We start from the raw sequence: 10156 nt of genomic DNA on the forward strand, positions 1-10156 counted from the left end.
ATCTGGCCGTACAACGTCCCCTCGAGCAGCCGGTGTTGATCGCTGAGCGTAGCCATCGACACCGGCACCGCCTTCAGGAGGTGGTCTCGTGGGGGCGGGTGCGGCCGGAACGGCCTGGTCAGGCGCTGTTGGATTGTCGTGAGCGAGGTGTGGCGCAGCGCCTTGGGCGCGGGTGTCAGGCGGATTCCGGCGGGGTCTGCTCGTCGTGCGCCGCCGGTTCGAGTGTTTCGGCGGATTGGGGGGTGGTGTAGAAGACGGACCTGCCTTGCACGGTGCGCTGGGCGTGGCTCTTGGCGACGAGGCCTTCGAGTGTGGTGCGTACGACCGTTGTCTTGATGGCGCGCTCGGGGTGCTGCTCTGCCAGGGCAGTGGTGATTTCGGCAGCGGAGCGGGGTTCGCTCTGGCCTGCCAGGTGTTCGTGCACGAGCTCGACGAGCGTGGGTGAGGCTGCGGGTGCGGCGGGTGTCTGGGCGGACTTCTTCTGGCCGGTCCGCTTGCGGGCGGTGGCGGCGGGTTTCTTGGCCTTCTTCTGCTGGGGCGCGTCCGGTGCGTCCGCTGTCTTGTTGCGGGGAGCGGGCACCGCTGCTACCGGCTGGGCCGCGGGCTCGTCGGGTGTCGCTGGGATGCCGAGGGCCTGTTGGATGTTCACCAGGACGGTGTGGTCGTTTCGCAGGGCGGCCAACTGTGCGTGGAGTGCTTCGATTTCACTGTTGAGGCGGTCTTGCTCCTTGAGGTTGCGTTCGAGGTCGCCGGCTACCTGTGCGCTGTAGTGCGAGGTCAGCTCGGTGGTGTGGGGTGTGGTGTCGGGCATGGTGCTTACACCTTTCCTTGGTGCTGCGGCTGAAGAGCGGCGGGCTCGCGGTGTGTGCGCATTCCCGCGCGGGTGCTCGTCCGCCGGCTGTTGTGTGAGCAGTAGCAGTAGCAGTAGCAGTTGCTGCCGCACAGTGTGTCCTAGTGATAGTACGGAAGACACCTGTGTCGTTGTCCCGGGTGAGAGTCGCTCGAGTGGGTGGTCATTGTCAGGTTCCACCCCCGAGCTTATTTGTGCCCGGGGTTGCAGGCCGGGCTGACCGTGGTGGGGTGGAGTGTTGATCCAGGTTGGGCCGCCGAGGTCGAGGTGGTGGCGGGCGCGGTGACGGCGATGCAGGCGGGGCGGGCGTCGGTGTCGCCGACGGGTTCGGGGATGGGGCGTCCTTGTGCGACGTTTTGGGCGGTGTCTTTGGATGGCGGGAAGTCGTCCTTGATCCGGACGGTGGTCCATTCGCGGCCTGTGGCGCTGTGAGCGGTGGAGACGGTGACGTCGGCGCGCGTTTCGAAGGTGAGTTGGCGGACGGCGGTGAGGATGGTGTCGGTGCCGTCGGTGCCGTCGGTGCCGTCGGTGCCGTCGGTGCCGTCGGTGCCGTCGGTGCCGTCGGTGCCGTCGGTGCCGTGGGTGTCGACGAGGTCGGCGAAGAGCTGGCGGTCGTCTCCGGCGGGTCGTGCGCGGCGTAGTCCCCACCCTGTCGCCGTACCCCCACCGCTGGATCAGCTCCTGATCCACCTCGCCGAAGACCGCGACCGTGCTCTCGCGCTCGGCCCGAGCACCGACCACTCCTGGCTCCTGCCGGGCACCCGTCCGGGCGGCCCTCGCAGCCCCTGCCAACTGCGCACGCGCCTCGCGTCCTACGGCCTGCCTTCCGGGCGCGGACGCAACAGTGCACTGATGGACCTCGCCGCGCAGATGCCCCGGCCGTCCTTAGCGAGGTTTTCGGCGTCTTCATCGGAGCGGCCACTGGCTGGGCCGCCGCCGCGGGTGGCCCCCGCGCGCAGTACGCCGCCGAACTCAGCTGTCGCTCGAAGAGCAGAGACCAGGGCCGGATGCTTGCGGTGACACTCTCGAAGAACGGAGGCCACGGCGTGAGTGAATAGGGGGCATGCTCTTCGACTTCACGCACGACCACGACGGTGAACGGCTCAGTGGTGTGTACGGCGGTGATCCTGTCCGGGGCACCGCCGTGGTGCTGCATGGCGCAGGCACCAGCAGCACGGAGCGACTGCTTCCGCTGGTGCGGGAGTTCGTGGCCCACGACTGTCGAGGGGTCGCCTTCGACTTCTCCGGGCACGGCGAAAGCACCGGCAAACTGAGCGAGTTGAGCCTGCGGCGACGGTTCGAGCAGGCCGTCGCGGTGATCGATGCGTACGCGGGGGCGGACGGGCCGCTGGTCCTGGTGGGGTTCAGCATGAGCGGGCAGACCGTGGCCGATCTCGTTCGGCATTACGGGGATCGAGTGGCTGCGCTGGGGCTGTGCGCGCCCGCCGTGTACACGGCCGAGGCGTGGGATGTGCCCTTCGGAGACGGGAACGGCCGGTTCAGCGGGATCATCCGGCGGCCGGACAGCTGGCGGGAGGCGCCCGCGCTTGAGGTGCTGCGGGTGTACGAGGGCCGGGCGGTGCTCGCTGTGCCGGGTACGGACGCGGTGATCCCGCCCGCGGTGACCGAGGCGGTACAGGATGCGCTGGCCGCGCGCGCCCAGTACACGCGGTTCGACCTTCCGGACGCGCAGCACCAGCTGGGAATGTGGTTCCGCGATCATGGCGAGGACCGGCGGGAGTTCGTGGAGGCGGTGCTGACCGGCGTCGAGGACCGTGGCTGGACGGCCACGCGTGCGTGGGTGGCCAAGCAGCTCGGCCGCGGCCGGTCGGTCACCGACGTGCGTCTTCTGTCCGGTGGCTGGAGCTCCCAGATGCGCCGGCTCACGCTCGACGACGGCACGGACTTGGTGCAACGGACCTTCGTGAAGCCGTTCTTCCGCCACCACGGGCCCGGGCTGCTGGCCCGCGAGGCGTCCGTTCTGGCGCTGCTCGCCGGGCAGGAAGGCATCCCGGCTCCCGGGTTCGTCGCTGTGGACGCCACGGCCGAACACTGCGACCACCCGACTTTGTTGATGTCCGCGTTGCCCGGACGCGTCCGCGTGGACGAGGAGGACCTCGACCGTCGCCTGGACCTGCTCGCGGCCCAGCTCGTCCGCGTACACGGCGTCGTACCGGACGAAAGACCGCGCACGTACCAGGCGTGGACGTCCCCGGAGCGCGTCCGCACCCCGGACGGTTCTCTGTGGGAGCGGGCCGTGGACGTGATCCGCCGCGACCCGCCGCCGTACGAAGGGTGCTTTCTGCACCGCGATTTCCACCCCGGGAACCTGCTTTTCACGGGAGCCGGGCAGGGGCTGCGGATCACCGGTGTCGTGGACTGGGTCGAGACTTCGTGGGGACCTGCCGACCTGGACGTGGCGCACTGCTCGACCGCGCTCGCGCTGCTGCACGGGCCGGCGTACGGGCTGGCCTTCCGCGAGCGGTACGAGGCCCACGGCGGCCGGGACCTCGCCGACGACCCCGATCACTTGTACTGGCGGCTGCTCGACGCCCTGCACTACTGCCCCGACGCGGCGAAGCTGGCCGGGCCGTGGCGTGAACTGGGGCGGGTCGATCTGACGCCCGAGGTGCTGGCAGAGCGGCTCGAGGCGTACGTGGACGGATTGCTGCAACGATACGGCTGACCGGCCCTGGATCACTCGTCTGACACCGACCCGAGGAGGCGCCCGTTTGGCCGCCGTGGTGCTCCTTCATGGCCTGTATCACCGCCCCGATCGCGGCCGCTCGACGCGTTCTGCAACACCAAGAACAGCCGCGACACGGCCAATCCGACCGACTGCCCCGACGCCGCCTGTTACGCCCAGTACTGGTGGCACGAGTCCAACGTCACCTGGAAGTCTGACTGTGCCGCCAGCTGGGGCTTCGAGCACATCAAGCACCTGACCCTGGTCAGCGAGCCCGGCCGAGGTTACCGCCTCCACTACGGCACGCCCGCGTGTTCCGGCGCATCTTCGGGCGCGAAGGTCGTCGAGTCCGTACCGGCGGGAACCGGCACCTGGAGTGACTGCGGGACGACGGCGACAGTGGCCCGTTCAGAAAGGACCGACAGCGGCGGCGGGGCTCGCCCGTCGAATTTCCGCTGTCGCACGGTCCCGACCTCGTGTGCCTCAGCCGGTGGGCGCCCTCTAGTCTCGTGGTCATGGGTGGACGGGAGATCCAGGCGGAGAAGCGTGGGCCGGGGCGGCCACGTGAGGAGCGGGTCACGAGGGTGGTGCTCGACGCGGTGCTCTCCCTGGTCACGGAGCAGGGTATGGACGCGGTCACGATGGACGCGGTGGCGGCCCGGGCCGAGGTGAGCAAACCGGCCATCTACCGGCGCTGGCCGACCAAGCAGGATCTGATCCTCGCCGCCGCGGAGAGCCGGGTCGGCCCGGTTTCCGTCGCCGACCTCGGGGATTTCCGTGCCGAACTGCACGCTCTGCTGACGGCGCGTCTGGAGGTCTACCGTCTGCCCGGCACGGACCGTCTGCTGGCCGAGCTCATGGGTGCGGCGGCCAAGGCGGGTACCGCTCGGAGCGCGTACGCGACGTACAGCGCCCGCGTGACGGCGCAGACGCGTGAGATTCTGCAGCGCGGAATCGAGCGGGGGGACGTGCGGGCCGACGTCGATGTCGCGGCCGCGTCGACCCTGGTGGCGGCGCCACTGGTGTTCCGCCTGCTGGGAGAGCAGGAGCCGCTCGACGGACGTTTCGTCGACGAGGTGGTCGACCTGGTCGCACGTGCCGTGGCGGCGCGCCCCTGACGGTGACGCCGGGCCGCCCGGTGCGGCCGTGACGGTGACGCCGGGCCGCCCGGCGTGGCCGTGACGGCGACACCTGGCCGCCCCGATTCGTGAAATTCGTTGCCCCGAGCCCTTGCGGCCTCATGTCCAAATATCGATACTGCCGGTAACGAAATCAGCCGTTCCCACCGTGGAGGACTGCAATGGCCGGCACCACCGCCTCGACGCCCCACCCCGTGTTCGACAAGCCACTGATCCGGTTCGGCAAGCGCATCCTGGAGCGCACCGCACCCGGCACGGCTCCAGGCGAGTACCGGATCCTGGGCATTAACCCGCTCACCCCGCACATCGGCGCCGAGATCACGGGCGTCGACCTCTCCCAGCCGATCGGCGCGGACCTGGCCGACGAGCTCCGCCAGGCGCTGTCGGAGTGGAAGGTGATCTTCTTCCGCGAGCAGCGGGCCTTCGGCCCGGAGGACCACGCCGCGCTCGCCGGGCTCTGGGGCGAGCCCGAGGCCAACCCCTTCTTCCCCAAGGGCGACCGAGCCGGCGTCTCCCGGTTGGCCAAGGACGCCATGGCCGTGGGCAACGAGAACATCTGGCACAGCGATCACTCGTTCATGGCGGCCCCGGCCCTTGGTTCGGTACTGCGCGCCGTCGAGATCCCGGCCTCGGGCGGGGACACCCTGTGGGCCGACATGGGCGCCGTCTACGACAACCTCCCCGACGCGACGAAGCAGCGGATCGAGGGCCTCACGGCCGAACACGACTGGGTGCCCACCTGGGGCGCGACGATGACCCAGGACCAGATCGCCGCGCTGCGACAGACCCTGCCGGCGGTCGAGCACCCCGTGGTGGTCCGGCATCCTGCGACCGGGCGCCGGCTGCTGTACGTCAACGAACCGTTCACCACGCGCATCGTCGGACTCGGCGAGGAAGAGAGCCGCGAGTTGCTCCACGAGCTCGTGCTGCAGGCCCGGATCCCCGAGTACCAGGTGCGTTTCCGCTGGCAGCCGGACTCCGTCGCGATCTGGGACAACATCGCGGTCCAGCACTACGCGATCAACGACTACTACCCGCAACGCCGCGTCATGGAACGCATCGCGATCGCCGGGGTCCCGCTCTCCTGAGCACCGCCCGGACCCGCACCCGGGTCCGGGCGCACTCCGCCTCTTCCCCTTCGCCCCCTCCTCCCTTTTGCCCCCTCCTCCTTTCGCTCGTCTCCCGCGGAGCCCCTGTGACCGACACCGATGTCGTACCCGCTGTGCCCGCTCACCGCCCGAGGGCCGTGAGGAGCCCCCGACACCGCGCCTGGGTCGTCACCGCGCTGCTGGTCGTCTTCATGATGATCAACTTCGCCGACAAGTCCGTGCTCGGCCTCGCGGCCGATCCGATCCGCAAGGACCTCGGCCTGTCCTCGTCCGCCTTCGGACTCGCCAGCAGCGCCTTCTTCCTGCTGTTCTCCATCTGCGGCGCCGCGGTGGGGCTGCTCGCGGACCGCGTACGGCCCAAGTGGCTGCTGCTCGCGATGGCCGCTCTGTGGTCCGTCGCCCAGGCTCCTCTGGCCATGGGCGGAGGGCTCGCGGTGCTCATCACCTCACGTGTTCTCCTCGGTGCCGCCGAGGGGCCCGCTTTCCCCGTCGCCCAGCAGACCACCCTGTCCTGGTTCCCCAACCACCGACGCAACCTGCCCGGGGCTCTGATCGTGCTGGGGATCACCCTGGGAGTCCTGGTCGCCGCTCCCGTACTCACCTGGGTGATCCACCACCACGGCTGGCGCTCGGCCGTCACCGTGGTGGCGCTCGCCGGTGCGGTGTGGGCGCTGCTGTGGATCCCCCTCGGCGGAGACGGACCGTATGCGGCCACGTCGGACAACGACCTCCCGGTCTCGGCCGGACCTGGTGAGGGGACAGGGACGGCCGAGGGGGCAGGGGCTGGAGGGACGGGGACGGCCGCGCCCAGGAAGCTGTACCGCCGGATCCTCGCGACCCGTACCTGGATCGGTGCCACGATCGCCTATTTCGGCACCTACTGGGTCATCGCCTTTGGCCTGGTCTGGCTCCCTTCCTACCTCCACGACGGCCTGGGCTATTCCTCGGCCGCATCCGCCCGGCTGCTGATGCTGGTCTGGGGTCTGAGCGGCGTCGTGGTGCTCGGACAGGCGGGCGTGGCCGGGTGGCTGCTGCGCCGTGGCATCGCGAGCCGGTGGGCCCGCGGCGGGATCGGCGGCATCCTTCTGCTCGTAGGCGCCGCGGCGTGCCTGGCCCTGCCGTCGGCTCCGGCCGGTGCGGCGACGGTCGCGCTCCTGGTCATCGGTTTCGGGCTCACCGGAGCGATGGGCAGCGTCGCCGTCACCACTGTCGCAGAACTGGCCCCGGCCCACCGCCGCGGCGGGGCCCTGGGCCTCATGAACGCCGTGGTGACCACGGCCGGCCTGATCGCCCCGACACTGATCGGGCGCCTTGTGGACAGCCAGGGGCCAGCGGGCTACCAGCACGCTGTCCTGATCACCGGTGCCCTGCTCCTGATCGGCGGAATCGCAGCCATCACGCTCATCGACCCATCTCGCGACGCGCGCCTGCTGTCCGAGTGACGAGGCGGCGTCCATCGTGCCCCGGCGGGGTGCGCTGCCCGTCCCTCACCGCACGGAGCACGGTCCCGCCCGCCCTGACCCCCTTCTGCGAGGAATGACGTGACCTCCAGCGCCCTCGACACCGCTTCCCTCGACCGGGCCGTCATGGAACTGCGCAACAGCGCCGGGTCCTGGTCGGCCACCCCCCTCACCAGGCGCATCGCCCTCCTGGAACAACTGCTGCCCCGCGTGGCGTCCGGCGCCGCCGAGCTGGCCGCGGTGGGCGCCCACGCCAAGGGCTACGGCCCCGACACCCCGTGGGCCGCCGAGGACTGGAGCGGCGGACCGTGGGCCCTGGCGCAGAACGCCGCAGCCTATCTCCACGTACTGCGACGCATCGCGAGCGGCGAGGAACCCGTCGACCCGGGAGGCGTGCGCGAGGAGCACGGCCGCACCAAGGTCGGCGTCTTCCCTGCCACCGGCTGGGACCGGCTGCTCCTCAACGGCTTCACGGCCCAGGTATGGATGCGCCCCGGTGCCACCGCCGAGCAGGTACGCGACAGCGCGGCGGGCGAGTACCGGGGCCGGCCCGGGCGTCCCGCCGTCGCCCTGGTGCTCGGCGCCGGAAATGTCGCCGCCATCACCGCGCTCGACGTCCTGCACAAGCTCTACGTCGAGGGCCAGGTCGTCATCGCCAAGCTGAACCCCGTCAACGCCTACCTACGCCCCCACTTCGAGCGCGTCTTCGCCGATTTCGTCGCACGCGACTGGGTGCGGTTCGTCGACGGCGGCGCGGCCGAAGGAGGTTACCTCACACGCCACGAGGGCATCGACGCCATCCATGTCACCGGCAGTGACCGAACCCACGATGCCATCGTCTGGGGCACCGACGAGGACGCCGAGCAGCGCCGACGCGACGACCGGCCCCTGGTCACCAAGCCTTTCAGCAGTGAACTGGGCGGTGTCAGCCCGTGCATCGTGGCGCCCGGGCCGTGGCGTGACGCCGACTTCCGCTTCCAGGCCGAACACATCGTCACCAGCAAGATGAACAACTCCGGCCACAACTGCATCGCCAGCCAGATCCTGGTCGTGCCGCGTGACTGGGACGGCACTGAGCGGCTGCTGGACGAGATCCGGCGGGTACTGCGCGAGCTGCCTGCGCGCGCCGACTACTACCCCGGCACCGACATCCGCCTGGCCGCCGTTCTCGCCGCCCACCCACAGGCGGAGACCCACGGCGCCGACTGCCGACTCCTCGTCCCCGACATCACCGACCACGACGACGTCCTGATCACCGAGGAGGTCTTCGGAAGCGCCCTGGGCGTCGTACGACTGCCCGGCGCGACCATGGCCGAATACCTGCATCACGCCGTCGACTTCGCCAACAACACCCTCCCCGGAACCCTCGGCGCCACCCTGATCGTCCACCCCAGGACCGAGAAGACCGACAGGCCGACGGTGCAGACGGCCATCGCCGACCTGCGCTACGGCACCCTGGGCATCAACTGCTGGTCCGGCGTGGGCTTCCTGCTCGGCTTCACCCCTTGGGGGGCCTTTCCCGGCCACACCCGCCAGGACATCGGCAGCGGCACCGGCTTCGTGCACAACGCGTTCATGCTCGAGAACATCGAAAAGACCGTACTGCGCGCCCCCTTCACACCCGCACCACGCGGTCTGCTCACGGGCGATCCCTCGCTGTCCCCGCGTCCGCCGTACTTCGTCACCAACCGCACCGCACTGACCACCATCGAACGCGTCACACGCTTCACCGCTGCACCAAGCGTGTGGAAACTGCCCGGCATCCTCGCCTCCGCGCTGCGCGGCTGACCGCGTCCAGCCCCGCCACCGCCCCACACACCTTACGGAGACCCCGTGCTGAACCTCGCCGTCATGCTCGAAAGCAGCGCCCGTGCCGTGCCGGACCGCGCCGCGGTCGTACTCGGCGACGAGCGGCTGACCTACGCGGAGTTGGACACCGCCGCGCGCCGGGTGGCCAACCTGCTGCGTTCACGCGGTGTCGGGCCCGGCGACAAGGTAGCTCTGTCCTGCCCGAACCTGCCGTGGTTCCCGGTGGTCTACTACGGCATCCTCAAGGCCGGCGCGGTGGTCGTCCCGCTCAATGTGCTGCTCAAGGGGAGGGAGATCGCGTACCACCTGGCTGACTCGGAGGCCAAAGCCTACTTCTGCTTCGAGGGCGGCGCCGAGCTCCCGCTCGGGCAGGAGGGGTGGACCGGGTTCGGCGAGGCCCCGGGCTGCGAGCAGTTCTTCCTGATGACCGCCGCTCCCGCCGAGGACTCCCCGATCGCGGGCGCCCAGACGCTGACGGCCGCACTGGCCGGCCAGAGCGCCGACTTCGAGACGGTCGCCACCGAGGCGGACGACACCGCGGTCATCCTCTACACCTCAGGCACCACCGGCCTGCCCAAGGGCGCCGAACTCAGCCACTCCAACGTGATGCTCAACGCGCTCACCTGCCACAAGCTGTTCGGCGAGGTCGAGCACGAGGTGCATCTCATCGCCCTGCCGCTGTTCCACTCCTTCGGCCAGACCGTCCAGATGAACGCCGGCCTCGCCGCGCGGGCGACCCTGGTGCTGATGCCGCGCTTCGACTCCGCCTCGGCGCTCGCCCTGATGCAGCGTCATGCCGTCACGTTCTTCGCGGGCGTGCCCACCATGTACTGGGCACTGCTCGGCGAGGACGCCACCGACGTGGACCTGGCGCGGATCGCCGGGAACCTGCGCATCGCCGGCTCAGGAGGCTCCGCGTTGCCGGTCGAGATCCACCGCCGGTTCCACGAGCGGTTCGGGATCACCATCCTGGAGGGGTACGGCCTGTCGGAGACCAGCCCGGCGGCCACGTTCTCGCCGCGCGGCGGGACCAGTGGCCCCCCCCGCCGCGGCCCGCGCCGACGGGGGGGGGGGGGGTTGAAAGGTCTGGCACGGGGGGGCCC

Annotated in this window: 8 protein-coding genes; 7 read left to right on the forward strand and 1 reads right to left on the reverse strand. The window is 70.3% G+C overall.

The genetic code is table 11. The annotated features are described in order from the left end of the window. Positions 1 to 175: 175 nt before the first annotated feature. Positions 176 to 811, reverse strand: a complete 636-nt coding sequence (locus ACWGJB_RS40880; protein ID WP_453385085.1) for a hypothetical protein — start codon at positions 809 to 811, stop codon at positions 176 to 178. Positions 812 to 1278: 467 nt separating this feature from the next. Here ACWGJB_RS40880 and ACWGJB_RS40885 point away from each other — a divergent pair, with 467 nt between their 5' ends. The 7 genes from ACWGJB_RS40885 to ACWGJB_RS40915 form a co-directional block, all read left to right on the forward strand. Next, entirely contained in the window at positions 1279 to 1491 is a 213-nt protein-coding gene (locus ACWGJB_RS40885) for a hypothetical protein (protein WP_453385086.1), read from the forward strand. A gap of 422 nt (positions 1492 to 1913) precedes the next feature. Beyond that, on the forward strand, positions 1914 to 3536 hold the full coding sequence (locus tag ACWGJB_RS40890) for an alpha/beta fold hydrolase (RefSeq protein ID WP_453385087.1): 1623 nt from the start codon (positions 1914 to 1916) through the stop codon (positions 3534 to 3536). A 515-nt stretch (positions 3537 to 4051) separates the two neighbouring features. Next, entirely contained in the window at positions 4052 to 4654 is a 603-nt protein-coding gene (locus ACWGJB_RS40895; RefSeq protein WP_453385088.1) for a TetR/AcrR family transcriptional regulator, read from the forward strand. 182 nt (positions 4655 to 4836) lie between these two features. Continuing rightward, positions 4837 to 5763: a TauD/TfdA dioxygenase family protein gene (locus ACWGJB_RS40900; protein ID WP_453385089.1), complete on the forward strand. Its 927-nt coding sequence runs from the start codon at positions 4837 to 4839 to the stop codon at positions 5761 to 5763. Positions 5764 to 5921: 158 nt separating this feature from the next. Beyond that, a complete protein-coding gene (locus ACWGJB_RS40905) occupies positions 5922 to 7226 on the forward strand; it encodes an MFS transporter (RefSeq protein WP_453385090.1) in 1305 nt (434 codons plus the stop codon). 99 nt (positions 7227 to 7325) lie between these two features. Further along, on the forward strand, positions 7326 to 9032 hold the full coding sequence (locus ACWGJB_RS40910) for an aldehyde dehydrogenase family protein (protein ID WP_453385091.1): 1707 nt from the start codon (positions 7326 to 7328) through the stop codon (positions 9030 to 9032). A 45-nt stretch (positions 9033 to 9077) separates the two neighbouring features. After that, the coding region (locus tag ACWGJB_RS40915; protein WP_453385092.1) for an AMP-binding protein at positions 9078 to 10156 on the forward strand (1079 nt) is incomplete at its 3' end.

It is taken from the genome of Streptomyces sp. NPDC054813 (assembly GCF_053611365.1).

Coding starts and splice junctions, on each gene's coding strand:
- ACWGJB_RS40880 (WP_453385085.1), bottom strand. CDS start 811: ATGCCCGACACCACACCCCACACCACCGAGCTGACCTCGCACTACAGC.
- ACWGJB_RS40890 (WP_453385087.1), top strand. CDS start 1,914: ATGCTCTTCGACTTCACGCACGACCACGACGGTGAACGGCTCAGTGGT.
- ACWGJB_RS40895 (WP_453385088.1), top strand. CDS start 4,052: ATGGGTGGACGGGAGATCCAGGCGGAGAAGCGTGGGCCGGGGCGGCCA.
- ACWGJB_RS40900 (WP_453385089.1), top strand. CDS start 4,837: ATGGCCGGCACCACCGCCTCGACGCCCCACCCCGTGTTCGACAAGCCA.